Below are 23,938 nucleotides of genomic sequence, written 5' to 3'. Positions count from 1 at the left end.
CGAAGGCGTGCGGCGACGAAGGAGTCCCGATGGTCGGCGTCCGTCCACGTACCCCTGCCCGTCTCCGAGCACTCGTCGCCGCGGCGACGGCGACCGCCCTCGCGCTCAGCGGTGCGGTCGCGCTCCTGGCCCCCACCGCGGCGGTTGCCGCGGACCGCACGGTCGCCCTCGTCGGCGACCTGCAGAGCGAGCTCGGCTGCCCCGGCGACTGGCAGCCCGACTGCGCTGCCACCGAGCTGGCCCCCACCGGGATCGAGGGCCGCTACGCCGCGCAGTTCGAGCTCCCCGCCGGCACCTTCCAGTACAAGGTCGCGCTGAACGACACCTGGGACGAGGCCTACGGCAAGGACGGCGGCAGCGACAACGTCCCGCTCGTCCTCGCCGGGACCAGCACCGTGCGCGTCACCTACGACGACACCACGCACCGCATCGCGCTCACCCCGCTCGACCTCGCCGGCGACTACACCGACGCGGACGCCGCGGTCGTGGCCGACCCCGTGCGCGACGCCGGTGCGGGCGAGCAGTTCTACTTCGTCATGACCGACCGGTTCGCCAACGGCGACACCTCCAACGACACCGGCGGCCTCACCGGCGACCGGATGACGACCGGCTTCGACCCCACCGACAAGGGCTTCTACGAGGGCGGCGACATCGCCGGCCTGCGCGAGCAGCTCGACTACATCGACGGGCTGGGCACCACGGCGATCTGGCTGACGCCGTCGTTCGCCAACAAGCCCGTGCAGGGCACCGGCGCGAACGCCTCCGCCGGCTACCACGGGTACTGGATCACGGACTTCACGCGCATCGACCCGCACCTGGGCACCAACGCCGAGCTGTCGGCGCTCATCGCCGAGGCGCACGACCGCGGCATCAAGGTCTACTTCGACATCATCACCAACCACACGGCCGACGTCATCGACTACGCCGAGGGCCAGTACGGCTACGTGGACCAGGCGACCAGCCCGTACCGGGCCGCCGACGGCACGGCGTTCGACCCGGCCACCTACGCCGGCACGGGCACGTTCCCCGCGCTCGACCCCGCGACGTCCTTCCCGTACACGCCGGTGATCGACCCGGCGGAGGCGGACGTCAAGGTCCCCGCCTGGCTCAACGACCCCACGCTCTACCACAACCGCGGCAACTCGACCTGGACGGGGGAGTCGGTCACCTACGGCGACTTCGACGGGCTCGACGACCTCATGACCGAGCACCCCACGGTCGTCAACGGGTTCGTGCAGGTCTACGACCAGTGGGTCGACCTCGGCATCGACGGGTTCCGCATCGACACCGTCAAGCACGTCAACCTCGAGTTCTGGCAGCAGTTCACCACCCAGGTGCTCGACTACGCGCACGACCACGGCAAGCCCGACTTCTTCCTGTTCGGCGAGGTCTACGACGCCGACGCCGCCAAGCTGTCCCCGTACCTGCGCTCCACCGACATGAACGCGGTCCTCGACTTCACGTTCCAGTCCGCCGCCGCCTCGTACGCCAAGGGCTTCTCGGCCGACGGGCTCGCGCAGCTGTTCGCGAGCGACGACATGTACACGACGCCGACCACGAACGCGCAGGCGCTGCCGACCTTCCTCGGCAACCACGACATGGGGCGCATCGGTTACGTCGTCAAGGACTCGCCGGACGCGCAGGCCCGCTCGGAGCTGGCGCACTCGCTGATGTACCTCACGCGCGGCCAGCCGGTCGTCTACTACGGCGACGAGCAGGGCTTCGTCGGCAACGGTTCGCTGGGCGGCAAGGACAAGGACGCCCGGCAGTCGCTGTTCGCCAGCCAGGTCCCCGAGTACACGAGCCAGGCGCTTCTCGACGGCACCACCGCCGGGTCGGTCGACCGCTACGGCACGGACGGTGCGCTCTACCAGCACATCGCCGCGCTGGCCGCGCTGCGCGAGCAGACTCCCGCGCTGCGCACGGGTGCCCAGATCGAGCGCTACGCCGAGGGCGCGGTGTACGCGTTCAGCCGTGTCGACCGGACCGAACGGGTCGAGCACCTCGTCGCGCTCAACAACGGCACGACGCCGGCGACGGTGACGATCGACACCCTGACCCCGGGCGCGACCTTCACGCCCCTGCTGGGCACGGCCTCCTCGGTGACGGCCGCCGCCGACGGCACGGTGAGCCTGACCGTGCCCGCGCTGACCGCGATCGTCCTGCGGGCCGACGCCCAGGTCGCCGCCCCCGCCGCGGCCGGCCCGGTCGCCGTGACCGTCCCCACCGCGGGCGCCGCGCTGTCGGGTCTCGCGGCGGTCTCCGCCGACGTCGCCGACGACGTGTGGAGCCAGACCTCGTTCGCCTACCGGACGGTCGGAACCGACGCGTGGACGCCGCTCGGCACCGCCGAGACGACCAGCCCGCGCGTGTTCCACGACGTCTCCGGCCTGGCTGCGGGCACCCTCGTGGAGTACCGGGCCGTCACGGTCGACGCCGCCGGTCACCGCAGCGCCGCGTCCACCTACGCCAGCGTCGGCGTGGCCGTCGACGGCGTGGTCCCCGACACCGACCCGGGCGACGTGGTCGTCTCCGTGCCGGGCAGCCACAACGCCGCCATGGGCTGCGCGGGCGACTGGCAGCCCGCATGCGAGTCCGCACGGCTGAGCACGCTGACCGGCGACGTCTACTCCGGTACGTTCACGATCCCGCCGGGCACCTACGAGTACAAGATCGCGATCAACGGCACCTGGGACGTGAACTACGGCGCGGGCGGTGTGCCCGGTGGCCCCAACGTCACGTACACGGTCACCGGCGACGCCCCGCAGCAGGTCACGTTCGTCTACGACCGCCGCACGCACGCCTTCACCTCCTCGGCGCAGGGTCCGCTGCTGACCCTGCCCGGCTCGGCGAACAGCGAGCTCGGCTGCGCGGGCGACTGGGACCCGGCCTGCCTGGCCACCGTCCTGCTCGACCCGGACGGCGACGGCGTGGCCACGTTCACGGCCGACGACCTGCCTGCGGGCACGTACGAGGTCAAGGTCGCGCACAACCTGTCGTGGGCGGAGAACTACGGCGCCGGTGGCGCGGCGGGCGGGGCGAACATCGTCTTCTCCGCACCCGGTGGCAAGCCCGTGACGTTCTCCTACGTGCTGGCCACGCACGTCCTGACGATCGACGTGACCGACCCGCCGCTGGCGGGCACCGGGCAGCAGGCCGCGCACTGGGTCGACGCCGCGACGATCGCCTGGCCGGCCGCGTTCGTGCCGACCGGCGTGGACCCGGCCTCGCTCACCTGGCAGCTGTGGTCCTCGGCCACCGGCGCGCTCGCCGTCACCGACGGCACGGTCACCGGTGCCGACGGTGACCCGGTGACCCTCACGCTCGACCCCGCGGGGCTGAGCGAGGACCAGCTCGAGCGGTTCCCCGCGCTGGCCGGGTCGGTCGCCCTGACCACCGGGCTCGACGACGCGACAGTGCGTGAGCTGCTCACGGGCCAGCTGCTCGTCACGCAGGCCGCAGCCGACGGCACCCTGTCGGCCGCCACCGGCATCCAGGTGCCGGGGGTGCTCGACGACCTCTACGCCGACGCCGCAGCGGACCGCGCCCTCGGGGCGTCGTGGCGCAAGGGCGTCCCGTCGCTCGCGCTGTGGGCACCGACCGCGCAGCACGTCGACCTGCTCGTGTGGCCGACCACGAACGGCACGATCGACACGTCCGGTGACCCGCAGCGGGTCGTGGCGACCCGCCAGGACGACGGCTCCTGGACGGCTCTCGGGACCAAGGCGTGGAAGGGCGCCGCCTACCTGTGGGAGGTCACGGTCTTCGCGCCGACCACGGGTGCGGTCGAGGTCAACCGGGTCACCGACCCGTACTCGGTCGCCCTCACGCTCGACTCGACGCACTCGGTGCTCGTGGACCTGGCCGACAAGGCCTTCCGGCCGAGCGGGTGGGAGCGGGCGAAGCAGCCGGTGGTCGACCCGGTCGAACAGACGATCTACGAGCTGCACGTGCGGGACTTCTCGATCTCGGACGAGACCGTGCCGGCGTTCCGTCGCGGCACCTACTCGGCGTTCGCCGTGCGGTGGAGCGAGGGTCGCCAGCACCTGCGCGACCTGGCCGACGCCGGCCTGACCACCGTGCACCTGCTGCCGACGTTCGACATCGCCTCCATCCCGGAGGACCGCACCGCCCAGCAGGTGCCGGACTGCGACCTGGCCTCGTTCGCCCCGGACTCCCCGGAGCAGCAGGCCTGCGTCGCGGCCGTCGCCGCGCAGGACGGCTACAACTGGGGCTACGACCCGTTGCACTGGACGACGCCCGAGGGCTCGTACGCGGTCGACGCGGTGGGCGGCGCGCGCGTCGCCGAGTTCCGCACGATGGTCGGGGCGCTGCACGCCGACGGCCTGCAGGTCGTGCTCGACCAGGTGTTCAACCACACGGCGGCCTCGGGACAGAGCGACCTGTCGGTGCTGGACCGGATCGTCCCGGGCTACTACCACCGGCTGAACGCGACCGGCGCCGTCGAGACGTCCTCGTGCTGCCAGAACGTGGCCACCGAGCACCTCCTGGCCCAGAAGCTCATGGTCGACTCGGTCGTCACGTGGGCGAAGGACTACAAGGTCGACGGCTTCCGCTTCGACCTCATGGGTCACCACTCGGTCGAGACCATGCAGGCCGTGCGTGACGGGCTCGACGCCCTGACCGTCCGCAAGGACGGCGTCGACGGCTCGAAGGTGTACCTGTACGGCGAGGGCTGGAACTTCGGCGAGGTGGCCGACAACGCCCTGTTCACGCAGGCCACGCAGGGTCAGCTCGGCGGGACGGGCATCGGCACGTTCTCCGACCGGCTGCGTGACGCGGTGCGCGGCGGTGGCCCGTTCGACGAGGACCCGCGGATCCAGGGCTTCGGCTCGGGGGCGTTCACCGACCCGAACGGGGCCGGCGTCAACGGGACCGAGGCGGACCAGCTGGCGCGCGTGCAGCACGCCGGCGACCTGGTCCGGCTCGGGCTGGCGGGGAACCTGCGCGACTTCACCTTCCTGACCAGCGCGGGCACCGAGCAGTCGGGGTCCGAGCTGGACTACAACGGGCAGCCGGCCGGTTACGCCGACTCCCCGGAGGAGGTCGTCACCTACGTCGACGCGCACGACAACGAGACGCTGTTCGACTCGCTCACCCTCAAGCTGCCGACGGGCACGTCGATGGCCGACCGGGTGCGCATGAACACCGTGTCGTTGGCGACGACCGCGCTGGCGCAGACGCCGTCGTTCTGGCACGCCGGGGCGGACCTGCTGCGCAGCAAGTCGCTGGACCGCAACAGCTACGACTCGGGGGACTGGTTCAACGCGATCGACTGGTCGGGCCAGGAGTCCACGTTCGGGCGTGGGCTGCCGCAGGCGGCGGACAACCAGGCGAAGTGGGTCTACCAGCAGCCGTTGCTGGCCGACCCGGCCCTGGTGCCGACACCGTCGGACATCGCGGCGGCCACGGCGCAGGCGCAGGACCTGCTGCGTCTGCGTGCCTCGACGCCGCTGTTCCACCTGGGCTCGGCGGACCTGATCGAGCAGCGTGTGACGTTCCCGGGTTCGGGCCCGGACGCCACCCCGGGCGTGGTCGTCATGCACATCGACGACCGTGACGGCTGGGACTCCTCGACGTGGCGGATGCGCCGTGACCTCGACCGGTCGCTGGACGGCGTGCTCGTCGTGGTCAACGCCTCGGACGAGGCGACGACGCAGGTGGTCGGCTCGCTGGCCGGGCACCGGTACCAGCTCTCGTCGGTGCAGGCGCACGGCAGCGACCCGGTGGTGCGCGCGACGACGTGGAGCTCGTCCACGGGCACGGTGACGGTGCCGGCGCGCACGGTGGCGGTGCTCGTCGAGAAGGACGCGCCGCGCCGCTGAGTCGCGTCGGGACGCACGTCGACGCCGGTAGGTCGGGACTCCCCGACCCGCCGGCGTCGACGTGCGTCACGGTGGTGCGAGGGGGAAGGGGCGCGCCCTGACCGGCGGGTCCCCGTCTCCTCGGTCCGGAGCCCTTGGGTTCGCGCAACGAAGCCAGTCATGGCCTCGGTGCGCGTCGGCGCCGACATTCGTGACCGAAGTCACGCCGTTTGGGAGCGCTCCCGTCCAGATCGGCCCTCGTCGGCGTGATCGAACCGTGATGATTTCGCAATCCGGGGGAGTCCAACCCGGCTTGACTTCGAGAACCGAACCCAAGAAAGTAGGGGTTACTGCTCCGGGGCGACGACGCCCGTCGCCTCCGGTGCGCAGTCGGGAACCGGATCCGCGAGCACAGCAGCTCAGCGTGACACCGAACCCGCGCAGGGTGTGGGTCCGCCAGGACCTCTCAACGACGAGAAGGAGCACATGATGCGACGGATCAGTTTCGCGGCGATGGGCATGATTGTCGCCTTCGGCCTCGCCGCATGCTCGGGCGGTGGCGCCGGGAGCGACGAGACGACCGGCAGCGGCTCGGGCGACGCCGGGGACACGCTCGTCGGCGTGGCGATGCCCACGGAGACCTCGGAGCGGTGGATCGCCGACGGCAAGGCCGTCAAGGAAGGCCTCGAGAAGGCCGGCTACCAGGTCGACCTGCAGTACGCGGCCGACGACATCCCGACGCAGCAGCAGCAGATCGACCAGATGATCACGAAGGGCGCCGACCTGCTGATCGTCGCCTCGATCGACGGCACCGCGCTGGCCAACCAGCTCCAGGCCGCCGCCGACGCCGGCATCCCGGTCATCGCCTACGACCGCCTCATCCGCGACACGGAGAACGTCGACTTCTACGTCACGTTCGACAACTACAACGTGGGTGTCCAGCAGGCCACCTCGCTGCTCGTGGGTCTCGGCATCAAGAACGCCGACGGCTCCGACGGCACGGCGACCGGCCCGTTCAACGTCGAGCTGTTCGCCGGCTCGCTGGACGACAACAACGCGCACTTCTTCTTCAAGGGCGCGATGGACACGCTGCAGCCGTACATCGACAACGGCACGCTCGTCGTCAAGTCGGGTCAGACGGAGATCGAGCAGGTCGCGACGCTGCGCTGGCTGCAGGAGACGGCGCAGAAGCGCATGGAGGACCTGCTGACCTCCACGTACAACGACGGCAGCAAGGTCAACGCCGTCCTCTCGCCGTACGACGGCATCTCGCGCGGCATCATCACCGCCCTGCAGAACGCCGGCTACGGCCCGGGCCTGGACGCCGGTCTGCCGGTCGTCACCGGCCAGGACGCCGAGATCGCCTCCGTCAAGCTCATCAACGACGGCGTGCAGTTCTCGACGATCTTCAAGGACACCCGCAAGCTCGCCGAGCAGTCGGTCGTCGCCGCGTCCTCGTTCCTCGCAGGTGAGGAGCCCGAGGCGAACGACACCGAGTCGTACGACAACGGCGTCAAGGTCGTCCCGTCCTACCTGCTGACGTCCGACATCGTCTACGCGGACAACATCCAGTCGCTCCTGATCGACTCGGGCTACTGGACCGAGGAGCAGGTCGCCAGCGGCCAGGCCTGATCCAGGCACATCACGCACGACCCGGAGACCGGCCGGCGTCACCCGACGTCGGCCGGTCCCCCCGGGTGTGCAGGACATCGACGATGTCCACGACAAAGAAGGACGGTTGAGGTCGCATGGCGAGCCCCATTCTCGAGATGCAGTCCATCACCAAGACCTTTCCCGGCGTGAAGGCCCTCCAGGACGTCTCCCTCTCGGTCGCGCGTGGTGAGATCCACGCGATCTGCGGGGAGAACGGCGCCGGGAAGTCGACCCTGATGAAGGTGCTCTCGGGTGTGTACCCGCACGGCACCTACGAGGGGAAGATCCTCTTCGACGGGGAGGAGGTCCAGTTCGGGTCGATCAACGACTCCGAGGCCAAGGGCATCGTCATCATCCACCAGGAGCTCGCCCTGGTCCCGTACCTGTCGGTGGCGGAGAACATCTTCCTCGGCAACGAGCGGGTCAGCCGCGGCCTCATCGACTGGAACAAGGCCAACTCCGAGGCCGCTGCGCTGCTCGCGCGGGTCGGCCTGGACGAGCTGCCGGTCACCCCGGTCATGCAGCTCGGCGTCGGCAAGCAGCAGCTCGTCGAGATCGCCAAGGCGCTCTCCAAGCAGGTCAAGCTGCTCATCCTCGACGAGCCGACCGCCGCCCTCAACGACGACGACTCGGCGCACCTGCTCGACCTGCTGCGGCACCTGCAGGGTCAGGGCATCACCTCGATCATGATCTCCCACAAGCTCAACGAGATCGCCGAGATCGCCGACTCCACCACGATCATCCGTGACGGGCTGTCCATCGAGACGCTCGACATGAAGCGCGACAACGTCACGCAGGAGCGGATCATCAAGGGCATGGTCGGTCGCGACCTGCAGCACCGCTACCCGCCGCACGAGTCGAAGGTCGGCCCGGAGGTCTTCCGGGTCGAGGACTGGACCGTCCGCCACCCCACGCAGCCCGACCGCGTCGTCGTCGACGGCGCGAGCCTCACCGTCCGCGCGGGCGAGGTCGTCGGGATCGCCGGCCTCATGGGCGCCGGGCGCACCGAGCTCGCGATGAGCGTGTTCGGACGCAGCTACGGGAGCCACGCCTCCGGCAAGGTCTTCGTGCACGGCAAGGAGGTCAGCACCAAGTCGGTGTCCGAGGCCATCGGCCACGGCATCGCCTACGTGAGCGAGGACCGCAAGCGGTACGGCCTCAACCTCATCGAGGACATCCGCACGAACATCTCGGCAGCCAGCCTCAGCAAGATCTCCACCGGCGGATTCGTCAACGGCAACGAGGAGATCAAGGTCGCCGAGGAGTACCGGCAGAGCATGAACATCAAGAGCCCCACGGTGATGGCGCTCACGGGCAAGCTCTCCGGCGGCAACCAGCAGAAGGTCGTGCTGAGCAAGTGGATCTACACCGATCCCGAGGTGCTCATCCTCGACGAGCCGACACGCGGCATCGACGTCGGTGCCAAGTACGAGATCTACACGATCATCAACAAGCTCGCTGACGCAGGCAAGGGGGTGCTCGTGATCTCCTCCGAGCTGCCCGAGCTGCTGGGCATCTGCGACCGCATCTACACGCTCGCGTTCGGCCGCATCACCGGCCAGCTCCCGCGCGCGGAGGCTACACAGGAGAACCTGATGCAGCTCATGACGAAGGAAAGGGACCAGGTCCGATGACTGCTCTCGCAGCACTGAAGGACGTCTTCACGAGGAACCTGCGCCAGAGTGGGATCTACATCGCGTTCGTGGCCATCATCGGCCTGTTCGCGGTCCTCACGGACGGTCTGCTGCTCTCGCCGGACAACCTGACGAACGTCGTCCTGCAGTACTCCTACATCCTGATCCTCGCCACGGGCATGGTGATCGTCATCATCGCCGGGCACATCGACCTCTCGGTCGGGTCCGTCGTGGCGCTGACCGGGGCGACCTCCGCGATCGTCGTGATCCAGAACGGCGGACCCTGGTGGGCAGGCGTCCTGGCCGCCCTGGCCGTGGGTCTGCTGGTCGGTGCGTGGCAGGGCTTCTGGGTCGCGTTCGTCGGGATCCCGGCGTTCATCGTGACCCTGGCCGGCATGCTCCTGTTCCGTGGCCTGACGCTGCAGGTCCTCGACAACATCTCGCTGTCGCCGTTCCCGGCCGCCTACCAGAAGATCGCCGGCGGGTTCCTCAACGGGTTCTTCGGTGGTAACGGGTACGACGTGTTCACGCTCGTCGTGTTCGCGCTCGGGGCCGTCGCCTACGGCGTCAGCCAGTTCCGGACCCGTCAGGGCCGGCTGCGCTACAAGCAGTCCGTCGAGTCGTTCCCGCTGTTCATCCTCCGGCTCGTGCTCGTCGCCGCCGTGGTCATGGCGTTCGCCTGGCAGCTGGCCAACAGCCGTGGTCTGCCGATCGTGCTGATCATCCTCGGCGTGCTGATCATGACCTACACGGTCGTCACCACGAAGACCGTCTTCGGTCGTCACGTGTACGCCATCGGTGGCAACCTCTCCGCCGCTCAGCTGTCCGGTGTGAAGGTCAAGAAGGTCAACTTCTGGATCTTCGTCAACATGGGCCTGCTGTCTGCCATCGCCGGCATCGTGTACTCCTCGCGCTCCAACGGTGCGCAGCCGGCCGCGGGCAACATGTTCGAGCTCGACGCCATCGCCGCCTGCTTCATCGGTGGCGCGTCGACCACGGGTGGTGTCGGTCGCGTGACCGGCGCCATGGTCGGTGGTCTGATCATGGCCGTCATGTCCAACGGCATGTCGCTCATGGGTGTCGACCAGTCCGTGCAGCAGATCGTCAAGGGCCTCGTCCTCCTGCTGGCCGTCGCCTTCGACATCTTCAACAAGCGCCGCGCAGGCGCCGCTCGCTGATCACCGAGGACCCCGGGTCGGGGAGAGCGGGTCCCCCCGCCTCTCCCTGACCCGGGGTTCTGCACATCCGGGACACCTGCGTGGTGCCCCGATCGCGCTCCCGTGCAGGGTGCGTCCGGACGACCCAGGCGACGCCGGTAGGCTCGCGGCCGTGAGAGGACGGGTGTCCATGTCGGGCTCGCAGTCCTCGCTGCGCGAGGCGAACCGGGCGCTGATCGTCGAGACGGTCAAGCGGCACGGCGGTCTGACCCAGGTGGAGCTGGCGGCCGCGACGGGCCTGTCGGCGGCGACCGTGTCGACGATCGTCAAGGAGCTGCTCGGCGGCGGGTTCGTCGACATCCAGGTGACGACCCGCAGCGGTCGGCGCGCTCAGCTGGTCACGTTGGCCCGCCGGGTCGGGCTGGCGGTCGGCATCCAGGTCGGGCACCGGCACCTGCGTGTCGTGCTCGGGGACTTCACGCACGAGGTCGTCGCCGACCAGACGCTCCCGCTGCCGACCGACCACCGCTCGGACACCACGCTCGACCGGGCGGCGCTGCTGGTCATCGAGCTGCTCGAACGGGTCGGGTCGTCGATCGACGAGGTCGTGGGCATCGGCATCGGCGTGCCCGCCCCCGTCGACGAGGGCACCGGCATGCTGTCCGTGCGCGGGCTCATGCGCGGCTGGGACGAGGTCCACATCGCGCACGTGATGGCCAAGCGGCTGGCCCGCCCGGTCTACGTCGACAACGACGCGAACCTGGGGGCGCTGGCCGAGAGCGCGGTCGGCGCCGCACGGGAGTACCGCGACAGCGTGTACGTCCGGGCGTCCTACGGCACCGGTGCCGGCATCGTCATCAACGGCAACGTGCACCGGGGCTTCGCCGGCACCGCCGGGGAGATCGGGCACGTGCCGGTCGACCCGCAGGGGGACATCTGCCGGTGCGGCAGCCGCGGCTGCCTGGACACGGTCGTGGGGGCGCGGGCCCTCGTCGAACCGCTGCGGGCCAGCCACGGCAACCTGACCCTGCGCGACGTGGTGCAGCGCGCCAACGCGGGCGACCCGGGCTGCGCCCAGGTCATCCAGGACGCGGGCTCGTCGATCGGTGCCGTCGTCTCCGCCCTGGCCATGGCGGTCAACCCGCAGTGCATCGTCGTCGGCGGCGAGCTCGCCGAGACCGGCGAGGTGCTGCTGGCCCCCATGCGGGACGCGATCCGGCGACGGGTGCTGCTCAACCAGATCGCCCCGCTCGAGGTCGTGCCCGCCGAGCTCGGGTCAGCCGCCGAGGTCATGGGTGCGCTCGGCCTGGTGCTGCAGTCGACGGACGTCGACGTGACCCGCGACGAGCTCGTCGAGGACCACGACGGCCCGGCGCTGGCCTCCGGTGCCGGCGGGTGAACGAGAGATGAGGGGCCCCGACGGGCGACGCGACGACGCGGCGACGGCGGGTACGGCACGGGTCACCGACTCGGCGGGGGATCATGATGGGAGTCGACTGCGCGATGGAGAGCAGGTGAACAAGGTGGACGCACGGGTACCGCTGCTGGCGCTGCGGCAGATCAGCAAGCGGTTCAACGCCGTGGAGGCCCTCGTCGGGGTCGACTTCGAGGTGCACGCGCACGAGGTGGTCGCACTGGTCGGCGACAACGCCGCGGGCAAGTCGACGCTGGCGAAGATCGTGTCGGGGGTGCTGACCCCTGACTCCGGCCTCATCGAGGTCGACGGCGAGCCCGTCACGATCCCGTCGCCGTCCGCCGCGCACACCCTGCGCATCGCGACGGTGTTCCAGGACCTGGCCCTCTGCGACAACCTCGACGTGACGGCGAACCTCTTCCTGGGTCGCGAGCTCACGCACAGCGGCCTGCTCGACGGCGGACGCATGGAGCAGACCGCGAGGCGCATCCTGCACGACCTGACGAGCCGGATCCCGTCGGTGCGCACGCCGCTGAACACGCTGAGCGCGGGGCAGCGGCAGTCCGTCGCGATCGCGCGCACCCTGATCGGCAGCCCCCGTCTGGTCGTGCTCGACGAGCCGACCGCGTCGCTGTCCGTCGTCCAGACCGCCGAGGTGCTCACGCACATCGAGCGCCTGCGTGACCTGGGCCTCGGCGTGATCCTGATCAGCCACAACATGAACGACGTGCGTGCCGTCTCCGACCGCATCGAGGTGCTGCGGCACGGGCGCAACAACGGGTCCTTCGACGCGGCTACCGCCAGCTACGAGGAGATCCTCGGCGCGATCACGGGAGCCACCAGCCAGGCGGCGACCCAGGACGTGCGGCTCCCGCTGTCGTCCTGACGCCCTCGCCACGCTCGAGCCTGGCGTCGCTGACGCCTTCCGGGCGAGGCGCGGGGACTTCGGCGCTGGGCGCTTGGCTCAGCGGAAGACGATGGTGCGGCGGCCGTCGAGCAGCACGCGGTGCTCGGCGTGCCAGCGCACCGCGCGGGCCAGGGCACGGCGCTCGACGTCCTGACCGAGCGCGACCAGGTCCTCGACGGCACGCGAGTGGTCGACCCGCTCGACGTCCTGCTCGATGATCGGCCCCTCGTCGAGGTCGCCGGTCACGTAGTGCGCGGTCGCACCGATGAGCTTCACGCCGCGCGCGTGCGCCTGGGCGTAGGGCCGGGCGCCCTTGAACGAGGGCAGGAACGAGTGGTGGATGTTGATGACCTTGCCCTCGAGCCGCCGGCACAGGTCGTCCGAGAGGATCTGCATGTAGCGGGCGAGGACGACGAGCTCGACGTCGAGCTCCTCGACCAGGGCCAGCAGGCGGGCCTCGGCCTGCGCCTTGGTGTCCTTGGTGACCGGCACGTGATGGAACGGCACGCCGTAGAAGTCGGCCATCGGCTCGAGCACGGTGTGGTTCGAGACCGCCGCCACGAGGTCGATCGGCAGGCCCTCGGACCGCTGGCGGAACGCCAAGTCGTTGAGGCAGTGCGCCGCGGTCGACACCATGACCAGCGTGCGGACCGGCCGACCGGCGACGTCGAGGTGCCAGCGCAGGTCGAACCGCGGGGCGAGCGCCTCGATCGCGGTCACCAGGTCGGTGCGCGTGGCGGTGCTGGTGACCTGCACGCGCATGAAGAAGAGCCCCGAGTCCGGGTCGCCGAACTGCTGCGACTCGGTGATGTTGCCCCCGTGCTCGGCCAGCAGGCCGGCGACGGCGTGCACGATGCCGGGACGGTCCGGGCAGGACAGCGTGAGCACCCAGTGGGTCGGGAAATCCGAGGTGTGGGACACGAGTCCCGAGAGTAGTGCTCGCACACGAACGGCTGAGACGATGGCCGCATGACGGCGCCTGCTCTCGACATCCGCCCGGTCACCATCGAGGAGGCCGGGGAGCTGTTCACGCTGCGCCGCGCGGCCTTCGTCACGGAGGCCCAGCAGTACGACGACCCGCACATCCCCCCGCTGACCCAGACGTTCGACGAGCTCAAGGCCGACCTCGGGGCCGACGGCGTGATCACGCTCGGTGGGTGGATGGGCTCGCGCCTGGTGGGGTCGATCCGGGTGCTCGTCGAGGGGGCCAAGGCCACGCTCGGCCGGTTCGCCGTGGCACCCGACCTGCAGGGCCAGGGGTTCGGGACCGAGCTGCTCAGCGCGATCGTGCCGTACCTGCCGGACGGCATCGAGGAGGTCTGGGTCTTCACCGGCCGTGACTCGCTGCAGAACCTGGCGATGTACACCAAGCACGGCTACGAGCACCAGCACGACAAGACCGCGGGCGATCTCACGTACGCCTACCTGCGCAAGCTGCTGGGCGACGGCGCGGCCTGACCCGCCCGTTCGGGCGGCGCCGGACACGTCCGACGGTGCCCGGTCGGGGTTGCTAGGCTGACCCGGTCGCGACTGGCGCATCGGGTGGGTCACCACCGGGGAGCGACGCAGCAGCAGGACCACGGGTCGGACGCCTGGGCCCCCGGTCGCCACACACCGAGTGTGAGGTGCCGGTGCACGTGTGCCGTCGCCAAGCACGCTGACTGCTACAGGGAGTGCCGATGAGCGCCGACCAGATCCCCCTGCTCGACCAGAACATCTCCGTGCTCGACCCGGAGATCGCCGCCGTCCTCGACGGTGAGCTCGCCCGCCAGCAGGGCACGCTCGAGATGATCGCGTCCGAGAACTTCGTGCCCCGCGCCGTCCTGCAGGCGCAGGGTTCCGTGCTGACGAACAAGTACGCCGAGGGCTACCCGGGCCGTCGCTACTACGGCGGCTGCGAGCAGGTCGACGTCGCCGAGACCATCGCGATCGACCGGGCCAAGGCGCTGTTCGGCGCCGAGCACGCCAACGTCCAGCCGCACTCGGGCGCCACCGCCAACGCGGCCGTGCTGCACGCCCTCATCAACGCCGGCTCCAAGATCCTCGGCCTCGAGCTGGCGCACGGCGGCCACCTCACGCACGGCATGAAGATCAACTTCTCCGGCAAGCTCTACGACGTCGCCGCGTACGGGGTGAACCCCGACACGTTCCTCATCGAGCCCGAGGCCGTGCGCAAGGCCGCGCTCGAGCACCGCCCGGATGTCATCATCGGCGGCTGGTCGGCGTACCCGCGCGAGATCGACTTCGCCGCGTTCCGTGAGATCGCCGACGAGGTCGGCGCGAAGCTGTGGGTCGACATGGCGCACTTCGCCGGCCTGGTGGCCGCGGGGCTGCACCCCTCCCCGGTGCCGCACGCCGACGTCGTGTCCTCCACGGTGCACAAGACCATCGGCGGCCCCCGCTCGGGCTTCATCCTGTCCAAGCAGGAGTTCGCCAAGAAGATCGACTCCGCGGTGTTCCCGGGCCAGCAGGGCGGCCCGCTCATGCACGTGATCGCTGCCAAGGCCGTCGCGTTCAAGATCGCCGGCACGCAGGAGTTCAAGGACCGCCAGCAGCGCACGCTCGACGGCGCGCGGATCATCGCCGAGCGCCTCATGGCGCCCGAGGTCGCCAAGGCCGGCGTCTCCGTGCTGACCGGCGGCACCGACGTGCACCTGGTGCTCGTCGACCTGCGGCACTCCGACCTGGACGGCCAGCAGGCCGAGGACCTCCTGCACGCCGTGGGCATCACCGTGAACCGCAACGCCGTGCCGTTCGACCCGCGCCCCCCGCGCGTCACCTCCGGCCTGCGCATCGGCACGCCCGCCCTGGCCACGCGTGGCTTCGGCGACGCGGAGTTCACCGAGGTCGCCGACATCATCGCCACCGCCCTGACGCAGGGTGCGGCCACCGACGTCGAGGCGCTGCGGGCGCGCGTGGTCAAGCTGACCGACGGGTTCCCGCTGTACCAGGGCCTGCAGCAGTACTGAGCGGGGGAGCGACCATGACCGCCCAGGTGCTGGACGGCAAGGCCACCGCCGCCGTCATCAAGGCCGAGCTCACCGACCGGGTCGCCGCGCTCGCCACGCGCGGCGTCCGGCCGGGCCTCGCCACGCTGCTCGTCGGGGAGGACCCCGGCTCGCAGTGGTACGTCACCGGCAAGCACAAGGACTGCGCGGAGGTGGGCATCGCCTCGATCCGCGAGGACCTGCCCGCCGATGCCACGCAGGAGCAGATCGAGGACGCCGTCCGCCGGCTGAACGACGACCCGCAGTGCACCGGGTTCATCGTCCAGCTGCCGTTACCCAAGGGCATCGACACGCACCGGGTGCTCGAGCTGATCGACCCGGCCAAGGACGCGGACGGGCTGCACCCGACGAACCTCGGCCGGCTCGTGCTGCGGGTCAACGAGCCCGTCGACACCCCGCTGCCGTGCACGCCGCGAGGCATCGTCGAGCTGCTCAGCCGGCACGGGATCGACCTGCACGGCGCGGATGTCGTCGTCGTCGGGCGCGGGGTCACGGTGGGCCGGACCATCGGTCTGCTGCTCACCCGCCGCGAGGTCAACGCGACGGTCACCCTCACCCACACGGGCACGGAGGACCTCGCCGAGCACACCCGCAACGCCGACGTCGTCATCGCGGCGGCAGGCGTGCCGTCCGTGATCACGGCGGACATCGTCAAGCCGGGGGCCGTCGTCGTGGACGTCGGGGTGTCCCGGCTCGAGGACCCGGAGACGGGTCGCTCGCGCGTCGTCGGGGACGTCGACCCGGGGGTGCAGGAGATCGCCGCGTGGGTGTCACCCAACCCCGGCGGGGTCGGTCCGATGACCCGGGCGATGCTGCTGCAGAACGTCGTGGAGATGGCTGAACGCCGGCTCGGCTGAAGCCCCCACATCGACGGGCCCCGAGCCCCGTCCCGGTCGCCTGCGCGCACCGGGGCGGGGCTCAGCCGGTTGAGCCCTTCGGCACGGTTCAGCCGTTCGCCTGCGCGGCGAGTGCCGCGGGGGAGCCCGGTGCCCCGCCCTCCATCGCCACCACGGCGCCCGTCGCATCGGCCGTGATCCACGCGTCGTGGTAGTCGCCGTCGACCGAGACCGCGAACTCCGTGGGCGTCGTCACGGCCGCGTTGGTGGCCCGGCGCACGAGCACCATGACGTCGGCCGCGGCCAGGTCGATGCCCGTCAGTGCAGGGGTCTGGTCGACGAGCAGCTGGACGGGCGTGAGGTCCAGCGTGGAGACGTCGAACAGCGCGGCGGGCAGACCCTCGGCGGTCGGCTGGATCAACGTCGGGCCCCGCCGTTCGGCCACGCCGTCCGACCACCAGAAGCTGTCGGTGGTGGTCGCCCCCGGCGAGGTGAGCGCGTCCGCGGCCGCGTAGGTGCCGTAGAACGACAGCGAGGTGAGCTGCGAGACGCCGGCCGCCGCGACCAGGTCGTCCGCGACCGTGCGCGCGGCGCCCGGCTCGAACACCGTCAGGTACTCGTCGGAGGCGCGCTCGCCGACCAGCTCGGCCCGCGGCTCACCGGCGGCCCACGCCTGCAGCTGGACGCGCTCCGGCCAGGCGCGCGCGCCCGCGCCGAGGAGGGCCGCCACCACGAACAGCACCGCCGGGATGCGCACGAGCCCCGCGCGGGTGCGCCCCCGCGGCGGTGGCTCGACCCACTCGGGGGCGGAGGTCATCGAACGCACGCGCGTGTCGCTGCGGGCCTGGAGCGCCCAGGGCTCCGGGGGGTCGGGAACGAGCACGACCTCGGGCCGGGCGGCGTTCGCCCGGACCACGACCTGCACGGAGCCGGGCAGCAGCCGTGCGGCCTCGAGCACGCCGACCACGGTGCGGGCCGCGGTCGTGTACGGGTCCCGGTCCCGGGGGGCGACCAGCAGGCGGAGCTCGCACAACGGCCGGTCGTTGATCTCGGTACCGGTCTCGCGGATGAACAGGACCTGCGCGAGCGCGATGCGGTCCTCTCGGTCGGCCGCGTCGAGGTCGCGCAGGACCCGCGACGTCTGCGCGGACGGCGCCAGCGCACCCACCATCACGACGAGCGCGAAGAACAGTGCCGTGGCACTGCCCGTGACGGCGACGGCCGTCTCGGTCGGCACCTGGTCGAAGCCCAGCAATGCCAGAGCGACGGAGGCACCCAGGGCACCGACGGACGCGGCCAGGAGGAGGCGGATCACGGACCACAGCATGGCGACCGCGCGTGGTCCGGGGCCAGTCGCGGCGTGGCGGGGCGGTCGCTCGCGCGCCGACGTGCGGTCGGGCGGCGCGTCAGCGAGGGTGGCCCTGTCCCCGCAGCCGTGTCTCCATCGCCCCCGAGGAGTCGTCATGGGCATCGTGCGTCCCCACCTGTGGTTCGACGACCAGGCCGAGCAGGCGGCCGACTTCTACGTCTCGGTGCTCCCGCGCTCCGAGGTCACGAACGTCGTGCGGGCGCCCGCCGGGGTCCCGGGAGTGCCGGAAGGTCAGGCCTTCGTCGTCGAGGCGGTGCTCGACGGGCAGCACGTCACGCTGATGAACGGCGGGCCGACGTTCCAGCTCGACGAGGCGTTCTCGTTCGTGATCGACTGCCAGGACCAGGCCGAGGTCGACCACTACTGGGACGCGCTGCTCGCGGGCGGCGGGGAACCGTCCCGGTGCGGCTGGCTCAAGGACAGGTTCGGGCTGTCCTGGCAGGTCGTGCCCGTGGCGCTCGACCGGCTCCTGTTCGGGACGGGCGGCGACCCGGAGGGCAGTGCACGCGCGATGGCCGCGATGATGCCCATGACCAAGCTCGACATCGCGGCCCTGCAGGCGGCCTACGACGGCCTGTGACACCGCCGGGAACGCGCGGGTCGGTCGATCCCCTCTCAGGCCCCCGCGACCGGGTGGCCGAGCCTGGCGATCTCCTCGAGCAGGCTCTGCACCCGGGCCGTCCAGGTGGAGCGGGAGAAGTAGAGCAGGTCATCGGGCGAGAGCCGCAGCGTCGCGTCCGCACCGGGGATGCCGTCGATCCACAGGACGACCTCCTCGGGCTGCAGCCGCACCCCGGCCAGCGTGCCGTAGATCGTGGTGGAGCCGCGGCTGATGCCGAACGGCAGGCCGATGAACCGCTGGTCCAGCGCGCCCGCCGCCACCGGGTACTCGTCCTCGCGGCCGTCCGACTCGGTCATGGCGCACTCCTCGGCTGCACGTCGCCCGGCGCCCGCGGCCGGTGGACGTACGGTGGCAGCCGCGGGCTGCGGGCCTCGGGAGGCGCGCCGCGGGCTGTCGGTGGCGTGGGGTTGGATGGTCGCCGTGGTGATCATCGCGACCGTCAACGTCAACGGCATCCGTGCCGCGTTCCGCCGAGGTATGCAGGGGTGGCTCGACGCGCGACGCCCCGACGTCGTGCTGCTGCAGGAGGTGCGGGCCACCGACGAGATCCTGGCGGACCACCTCTCGTCCGACGGGTGGCACCTCGCGCACGAGGCCAGCCAGACCAAGGGGCGGGCCGGCGTGGCGATCGCCTCACGCTTCCCGATGACGGCGGTCCGCATCGGCCTCGGCACGGGGGTCACGGGGGACAGCGGGCGTTGGGTCGAGGCCGACCTCGAGCTGCCCGCGCACGAGGGCGCGCCGGCGCGCACCGTCACGGTGGTCTCGGCCTACATCCACTCCGGGACCGTCGGGACGCCTTCGATGGACGAGAAGTACGCGTTCCTGGACGCCGTCACCTCACGCCTCGGGGAGATCGCCGAGGCGGGCGGGTACGCCGTGGTCGCGGGCGACGTCAACATCGCGCACCGCGAGGTCGACATCAAGAACTGGAAGGGCAACCTCAAGGCGGCCGGCTTCCTCCCGCAGGAGCGTGCCTACCTCGACCGCTGGTTCGACGACCTCGGCTGGCACGATCTCGGGCGCGAGCTCGGCGGTGAGGGCCCCGGGCCGTTCACGTGGTGGTCGTGGCGCGGCCAGGCGTTCGACAACGACTCGGGCTGGCGCATCGACTACCAGCTCGCCACGGGCGACCTGGCGGAGGCGGCGGTGTCGGCGACGGTGGACCGGGCGGCCACCTACGACGCGCGGTTCTCCGACCATGCACCGCTGGTCGTCGAGTACGACCTCTGATCCGCTGACGAACCCCTCGAGCGCTCGCGCCGCGCCCCGCGCGGGGTCACGGGGTCGGCGGGAGGCCGTTCACCCGGGGGAGGGCCCGGGGTGCGGGAGACGTGGTCGAGGCGAGCTCGGCGCGGGCGTCGCGCTGCGCCTGCGCGAGCGTCAGGACGTCCTCCGTGGCCGCCACGCTGACGAGCGGGGCGTACAGGCGCATGACGTCGAGTGCTCTCGCGTGCGACGTGTCGTCGGCCCCGGCGCACGCGTCGGCGACCACGACGACCTCCGCACCGGCATCGGCGGCAGCCAGCGCGGTCGACAGCACGCAGCAGTCCGTGCTCACCCCGGCGAGCAGCAGCCGCCCACCCGGTCCGACCAGGCGGGCGAGCTCGGGCCCCCACTTGCCGAACGTGGGGGCGTCGATCGTGCCGCCGGCGCGGTCCGTCCCGGCCACGGCAGCGGCGTCGGCCGCGAGCGAGGGGACCACACCCCACAGCTCAGCCTCGGGGGGCTGCAGGGCGAACGGCCAGTCGGCGTAGTACGCCCGCCAAGCACCTGTCGGGACTGCAGGGGACAGGAACCGGGTGTAGACGGTCCGGTCGGCGAACGCCCGGGTGAGCCGGCGGACGGGTTCGACGATCTCGTCGAACCGTGGCGCGCACCACGGGCTGTCGGGGTCGCCGAAGACGTTCTGCATGTCGATGACGGCCAGCACCGTCCGCGCGCTCACGGCAGGTCCGTCACGACGAGCTCGACGTGCGAGGCGGGTAGCCCCTCCTGCCGGCGGACGGCTCCACGGCGCAGCACGAGCGTGGCCAGGAACGCCAGGGCGAGGGCGACCAGCACGCCCAGGTTGGCGAACGCCCACGAGCCGTCGCGCCCTCCGAGGCCGACGGCCTCGAGCAGGTATCCCTGCCACTGCAGCCACGAGGCGGAGGTGTTGGTCACCAGGCCCCAGCCGATCACCGTGCTGAGCAGCAGGATCACCAGCGGGACGGCCGGTACGTCGCCGTAACGCCCCTCGGGACGGAACAGGTCGCCCTCGTCGTAGTCGGCGTGACGCAGCACGATGTCGGCGATCATGATCCCCGCCCAGGCCGCGACCGGGACGCCGAGCGTGATGAGGAAGCCCTGGAACGTGAAGAAGAACGCGTCGTCGGAGATGAACACGAGGAAGACGGTGCCGAGCGTCATGATCGCCCCGTCGATCCCGGCGGCCACCGGTCGGGTGATGGGCAGGCCGGTCGAGACGAGCGCGAGCCCCGAGGAGTAGATGTCGAGCACCGCGCCGCCGACCAGGCCGAGCACCGCCACGATCGCGAACGGCACGAGGAACCAGGTCGGCAGGATCGTGGTGAGCGCGCCGATCGGGTCGGCCGAGATCGCGGCCGACAGGTCGGCGTCAGACCCGGCGAGCAGCAGGCCGAAGACGACCAGGACGAGCGGGGCGACCGAGGCACCGACGGTCGTCCAGGCCACGACGCCCGCGCCGGACGTGTGCCGCGGCAGGTACCGCGAGTAGTCCGCCGCCATGTTGACCCAGCCGAGACCGAACCCCGTCATGGTGAACACCAGGGCTCCGAGGAACGCCGGTGCGGAGCCGGCGGGCAGCGCGGTCACGGCGTCGAGGTCGATGTGGTCGAGCGTGAGCAGGATGTAGCCGAGCGTGAGCACGCCGGTGACCACGGTGATCACCGTCTGCATGCGCATGATGAGGTCGAAGCCGATCACGCCGCCGGCGATGATGAGCGCCGCGACGACGACCAGGGCGACGACCTTCGTCGTCGTGCCCCCGCCCCAGCCGAGCCGACCGAGGACGGTCGCGGTGGCCAACGTCGCCAGGGTCGTCAGCACGGTCTCCCAGCCGACGGTGAGCAGCCAGGAGAGCACCGATGCGGCACGGTTGCCCCGCACACCGAGCGCGGCGCGCGAGAGCGTCATCGTGGGGGCCGACCCGCGCTTGCCGGCGAGCGCGACCACCCCGCACAGCAGGAACGAGAACACGATGCCGAGGACGACGACGACGCTCGCCTGCGCGAACGAGATACCGAAGCCGAGCACCCAGGCGCCGTAGCTGATGCCCAGGACCGACACGTTGGCGGCGAACCACGGCCAGAACAGGTCGCGGGGGGCGCCCTTGCGGTCCGCGTCGCCGATCACGTCGATGCCGTGCGTCTCGATCCGCAACCCGCCGGGCTCGGCTCCGGCCGACGGTCCGGACGCTGGTGCGGTCATGGGCCCCTCCCGATCACGATGCGTGCGTGCGCCGAGCGGCTGCGTCCCGGGTTCGCCTCGCGGCTCCCGGACGGTGCGCTCGACCCTAGGCCGGGGCGAGAACGCAGGTCAACGGATCAGGGCAGGGGCTGCGTCGAGGGGGCCTCGACCTCGGTGCCGGCCGTGTCGACCGGCAGCTCGCGCATCCGCACGAGCGGGGACAGGAGCACGGGCAGCGCACCCAACCCCATGCCGACCGTCGCGACCCACAGCGTGGGCACGGGCCCGAGCGCGGTGCCGAGCCACCCGCCGAGCAGCCCGCCGATCGGCATCGTGCCCCAGACGAGGAACCGGACCGAGGCGTTCATCCGGCCGAGCAGCGCGGGCGGGCACAGCCGTTGCCGGTAGCTCACCTGCGCGACGTTGTAGACGACGACCGAGAAGCTGAAGGCCACGCCCCCGATGACGAGGAGCACCTGCGGGGGCAGCGGCAGCACGAGAGCGAGCGGGGTCAGTGCGTACGCGGGTGCGCTGAGCAGGGCGGAGACCGGGATGATGCGGCCCTCGCCGACGAGCCGTGCGGCCCGGTCTGCGACGAGCGCCCCGACGAGCCCGCCGATCGCGGACGCCGACAGGACGGTGCCGAAGGCGGCCTCGTCGAGCCCGACGGTACGCAGCGCGTAGATCACCACGACCGCCGAGCCGACCGAGTTGAACAGGTTGGAGGTCGCGGTGCACGCGACGATCCGGCGCAGCAGCGGCTGCTGGAGGACGAACCGGAGGCCCTCGGCGATCTCGGTCCGCAGCGGGCGCCGGTCGGCGGGGTCGGGCGGCTCCTCACGGTGCCGGATCCGGGACACCGCGACGGCGGACACGACGTAGGTGACCACGTTGACGCCGACGAGCGAGGCCGCCGAGACGAACCGCAGCAGCCAGCCGCCGAACGCGGGGGCGGCGACCATCGCGACGGACTGCGTGGCCTGCAGCTTGGCGTTGCCCTCGACGACGTGCTCGAGGCCGACGAGACCGGGCACGTAGGACTGGTGGGCGACGTCGAAGAACACGGTGGCCACGCTGATCGCGACGCCGGCGCCGTAGAGCAGCGGCATGGAGGCGTGCCCGGTCCAGGCGGCGACGACGACACCCGCCAGCACGGCCGCACGCACGACGTCCGCCGTGATGAGCACCCGACGCTTGCGCATGCGGTCGACCCACGCGCCCGCGGGCAGGCCGATGACCAGGAAGGCGGCGCTCTCGGCGGCGTTGAGCACGCCCATCTGCCAGGCGGTCGCGGCGAGCTGCTGCACGGCCAGGATCGGCAGGGCGAGGGAGCTGAGCTGCGCGCCGAGCTGGCCGAGCGCGTCGCCGGTCCACAGCCGTCGGAAGTCGGGGTGGCGGACCAGGGAGCGCCGCGGGGCAGCGGTGGCGGACGAGGTCATGCGGGCAGGATGACGCGACTGATTGAGGAATGTCAATCAATATGCGAGGCTCGCCGGGTGGAACCCGACGCCCTGCACGAGCCCGGCAGCGAGACCAGCAGCGAGGCCAGCAGCGAGACCAGCAGCGAGACCAGCAGCGAGGCCGAGCGGGACGCCGACGCCCGGGCGCTCGCCTCGACGCTCCGGCTGCGGATCCTGCGGCTGTGCCTCGACGAACCGCTGACCAACCGGGAGATCGCCGTCCGGCTCGAGAAGAACCCCGCCACGGTCCTGCACCACGTCCGCACGCTCGTCGAACGCGGGTTCCTGCGCGCCGAACCCGTCCGCCGGGGCGCCCGCGGGTCCCGCGAGGTGCCCTACCGGGCGACCGGCCGCTCGTGGACGTCGCCGTCGTTCCCGGGCAAGTCCCGCATCCTCATCGACACGTTCCTCGAGGAGGTCGCCCTCGTCGAGCCCGACGGCGTCGACGCGACCCGCCTCGGGCTGCGGCTCGACGACGCGGGGCTCGACGAGCTGCGCGGACGCCTGCATGCCGTGCTCCAGGACTTCGCCGCCCGGGCGCCCGACCCGGACGGCACGCCGTACTCGGTCTTCCTGGCCGTGCACGAGGACGTCTCGCGGCGCCCGCAGGCCGGCTGACCG

18 protein-coding genes and 1 riboswitch are annotated in these 23,938 nt (G+C 71.4%); of the genes, 12 read left to right on the top strand and 6 right to left on the bottom strand.

Annotation, left to right across the window (positions count from 1 at the left end; all coding sequences use genetic code 11):
• Positions 1-29: 29 nt before the first annotated feature.
• The 6 genes from pulA (at position 30) to BKA22_RS02785 (ending at position 12,569) form a co-directional block, all read left to right on the top strand.
• Positions 30-5,846, top strand: coding sequence for a pullulanase-type alpha-1,6-glucosidase (pulA, locus tag BKA22_RS02810; protein ID WP_146951358.1), 5,817 nt, complete (start codon positions 30-32; stop codon positions 5,844-5,846).
• A gap of 468 nt (positions 5,847-6,314) precedes the next feature.
• Positions 6,315-7,457: a multiple monosaccharide ABC transporter substrate-binding protein gene (chvE, locus tag BKA22_RS02805; RefSeq protein WP_371863645.1), complete on the top strand. Its 1,143-nt coding sequence runs from the start codon at positions 6,315-6,317 to the stop codon at positions 7,455-7,457.
• A 116-nt stretch (positions 7,458-7,573) separates the two neighbouring features.
• On the top strand, positions 7,574-9,112 hold the full coding sequence (gene mmsA, locus BKA22_RS02800; RefSeq protein WP_146951356.1) for a multiple monosaccharide ABC transporter ATP-binding protein: 1,539 nt from the start codon (positions 7,574-7,576) through the stop codon (positions 9,110-9,112).
• A complete protein-coding gene (gene mmsB / locus BKA22_RS02795) occupies positions 9,109-10,290 on the top strand; it encodes a multiple monosaccharide ABC transporter permease (protein WP_146951355.1) in 1,182 nt (393 codons plus the stop codon). Before mmsA ends, mmsB begins: the two co-directional genes overlap by 4 nt.
• Before the next feature lie 169 nt (positions 10,291-10,459).
• The gene (locus tag BKA22_RS02790; RefSeq protein WP_146951354.1) at positions 10,460-11,668 is read left to right on the top strand and encodes an ROK family transcriptional regulator; all 1,209 of its coding nucleotides are present in this window, start codon (positions 10,460-10,462) and stop codon (positions 11,666-11,668) included.
• A 115-nt stretch (positions 11,669-11,783) separates the two neighbouring features.
• Positions 11,784-12,569 carry an ATP-binding cassette domain-containing protein gene (locus BKA22_RS02785; protein WP_223203397.1) on the top strand — a complete coding sequence of 262 codons (786 nt, stop codon included), beginning with the start codon at positions 11,784-11,786 and terminating at the stop codon, positions 12,567-12,569.
• A gap of 78 nt (positions 12,570-12,647) precedes the next feature.
• Here BKA22_RS02785 and purU read toward each other — a convergent pair whose 3' ends face one another.
• Positions 12,648-13,511, bottom strand: coding sequence for a formyltetrahydrofolate deformylase (gene purU / locus BKA22_RS02780; RefSeq protein ID WP_146951352.1), 864 nt, complete (start codon positions 13,509-13,511; stop codon positions 12,648-12,650).
• 48 nt (positions 13,512-13,559) lie between these two features.
• On the opposite strand from purU, the gene BKA22_RS02775 reads away from it, so the two are divergent.
• From BKA22_RS02775 to BKA22_RS02765, 3 genes are all read left to right on the top strand, one after another.
• Positions 13,560-14,048: a GNAT family N-acetyltransferase gene (locus tag BKA22_RS02775; protein ID WP_146951351.1), complete on the top strand. Its 489-nt coding sequence runs from the start codon at positions 13,560-13,562 to the stop codon at positions 14,046-14,048.
• A 58-nt stretch (positions 14,049-14,106) separates the two neighbouring features.
• Positions 14,107-14,195, top strand: a riboswitch (ZMP/ZTP riboswitch).
• Positions 14,196-14,269: 74 nt separating this feature from the next.
• Entirely contained in the window at positions 14,270-15,559 is a 1,290-nt protein-coding gene (gene glyA, locus BKA22_RS02770) for a serine hydroxymethyltransferase (RefSeq protein ID WP_146951350.1), read from the top strand.
• Between the two features lie 14 nt (positions 15,560-15,573).
• Positions 15,574-16,455 (top strand): bifunctional methylenetetrahydrofolate dehydrogenase/methenyltetrahydrofolate cyclohydrolase, encoded by an 882-nt coding sequence (locus BKA22_RS02765; RefSeq protein ID WP_146951349.1) that lies wholly within the window; start codon positions 15,574-15,576, stop codon positions 16,453-16,455.
• Positions 16,456-16,543: 88 nt separating this feature from the next.
• Here the strand turns inward: BKA22_RS02765 and BKA22_RS02760 are convergent, their stop codons facing one another.
• The gene (locus BKA22_RS02760; RefSeq protein WP_146951348.1) at positions 16,544-17,749 is read right to left on the bottom strand and encodes a hypothetical protein; all 1,206 of its coding nucleotides are present in this window, start codon (positions 17,747-17,749) and stop codon (positions 16,544-16,546) included.
• A gap of 148 nt (positions 17,750-17,897) precedes the next feature.
• On the opposite strand from BKA22_RS02760, the gene BKA22_RS02755 reads away from it, so the two are divergent.
• Positions 17,898-18,383, top strand: coding sequence for a VOC family protein (locus tag BKA22_RS02755; RefSeq protein ID WP_146951347.1), 486 nt, complete (start codon positions 17,898-17,900; stop codon positions 18,381-18,383).
• A gap of 35 nt (positions 18,384-18,418) precedes the next feature.
• Here the strand turns inward: BKA22_RS02755 and BKA22_RS02750 are convergent, their stop codons facing one another.
• A complete protein-coding gene (locus BKA22_RS02750; RefSeq protein WP_146951346.1) occupies positions 18,419-18,721 on the bottom strand; it encodes a hypothetical protein in 303 nt (100 codons plus the stop codon).
• A 124-nt stretch (positions 18,722-18,845) separates the two neighbouring features.
• Between BKA22_RS02750 and BKA22_RS02745 the strand changes: the two genes are divergently transcribed.
• Complete coding sequence (locus BKA22_RS02745; protein ID WP_223203396.1) at positions 18,846-19,658, top strand: exodeoxyribonuclease III; 813 nt, start codon at positions 18,846-18,848, stop codon at positions 19,656-19,658.
• Between the two features lie 46 nt (positions 19,659-19,704).
• Here BKA22_RS02745 and BKA22_RS02740 read toward each other — a convergent pair whose 3' ends face one another.
• From BKA22_RS02740 to BKA22_RS02730, 3 genes are all read right to left on the bottom strand, one after another.
• Positions 19,705-20,373: a cysteine hydrolase family protein gene (locus tag BKA22_RS02740; protein WP_223203395.1), complete on the bottom strand. Its 669-nt coding sequence runs from the start codon at positions 20,371-20,373 to the stop codon at positions 19,705-19,707.
• Entirely contained in the window at positions 20,370-21,878 is a 1,509-nt protein-coding gene (locus tag BKA22_RS02735) for a purine-cytosine permease family protein (RefSeq protein ID WP_146951344.1), read from the bottom strand. The genes BKA22_RS02740 and BKA22_RS02735 overlap by 4 nt, the downstream gene beginning before the upstream one ends.
• A gap of 116 nt (positions 21,879-21,994) precedes the next feature.
• The gene (locus BKA22_RS02730) at positions 21,995-23,296 is read right to left on the bottom strand and encodes an MFS transporter (RefSeq protein ID WP_146951343.1); all 1,302 of its coding nucleotides are present in this window, start codon (positions 23,294-23,296) and stop codon (positions 21,995-21,997) included.
• A 9-nt stretch (positions 23,297-23,305) separates the two neighbouring features.
• On the opposite strand from BKA22_RS02730, the gene BKA22_RS02725 reads away from it, so the two are divergent.
• The gene (locus tag BKA22_RS02725; RefSeq protein WP_146951342.1) at positions 23,306-23,935 is read left to right on the top strand and encodes an ArsR family transcriptional regulator; all 630 of its coding nucleotides are present in this window, start codon (positions 23,306-23,308) and stop codon (positions 23,933-23,935) included.
• Positions 23,936-23,938: the final 3 nt, after the last annotated feature.

This window comes from Cellulomonas soli, from assembly GCF_013409305.1.
Lineage (GTDB): Bacteria > Actinomycetota > Actinomycetes > Actinomycetales > Cellulomonadaceae > Cellulomonas > Cellulomonas soli.
This window is presented reverse-complemented; position numbering and strand designations above follow the sequence as displayed.

Excerpts from the sequence above, each read along its gene's own strand:
- pulA (WP_146951358.1), top strand. The coding sequence starts at position 30 with ATGGTCGGCGTCCGTCCACGTACCCCTGCCCGTCTCCGAGCACTCGTC.
- chvE (WP_371863645.1), top strand. The coding sequence starts at position 6,315 with ATGCGACGGATCAGTTTCGCGGCGATGGGCATGATTGTCGCCTTCGGC.
- mmsA (WP_146951356.1), top strand. The coding sequence starts at position 7,574 with ATGGCGAGCCCCATTCTCGAGATGCAGTCCATCACCAAGACCTTTCCC.
- mmsB (WP_146951355.1), top strand. The coding sequence starts at position 9,109 with ATGACTGCTCTCGCAGCACTGAAGGACGTCTTCACGAGGAACCTGCGC.
- BKA22_RS02790 (WP_146951354.1), top strand. The coding sequence starts at position 10,460 with ATGTCGGGCTCGCAGTCCTCGCTGCGCGAGGCGAACCGGGCGCTGATC.
- BKA22_RS02775 (WP_146951351.1), top strand. The coding sequence starts at position 13,560 with ATGACGGCGCCTGCTCTCGACATCCGCCCGGTCACCATCGAGGAGGCC.
- glyA (WP_146951350.1), top strand. The coding sequence starts at position 14,270 with ATGAGCGCCGACCAGATCCCCCTGCTCGACCAGAACATCTCCGTGCTC.
- BKA22_RS02765 (WP_146951349.1), top strand. The coding sequence starts at position 15,574 with ATGACCGCCCAGGTGCTGGACGGCAAGGCCACCGCCGCCGTCATCAAG.
- BKA22_RS02755 (WP_146951347.1), top strand. The coding sequence starts at position 17,898 with ATGGGCATCGTGCGTCCCCACCTGTGGTTCGACGACCAGGCCGAGCAG.
- BKA22_RS02750 (WP_146951346.1), bottom strand. The coding sequence starts at position 18,721 with ATGACCGAGTCGGACGGCCGCGAGGACGAGTACCCGGTGGCGGCGGGC.
- BKA22_RS02735 (WP_146951344.1), bottom strand. The coding sequence starts at position 21,878 with ATGACCGCACCAGCGTCCGGACCGTCGGCCGGAGCCGAGCCCGGCGGG.
- BKA22_RS02730 (WP_146951343.1), bottom strand. The coding sequence starts at position 23,296 with ATGACCTCGTCCGCCACCGCTGCCCCGCGGCGCTCCCTGGTCCGCCAC.
- BKA22_RS02725 (WP_146951342.1), top strand. The coding sequence starts at position 23,306 with ATGACGCGACTGATTGAGGAATGTCAATCAATATGCGAGGCTCGCCGG.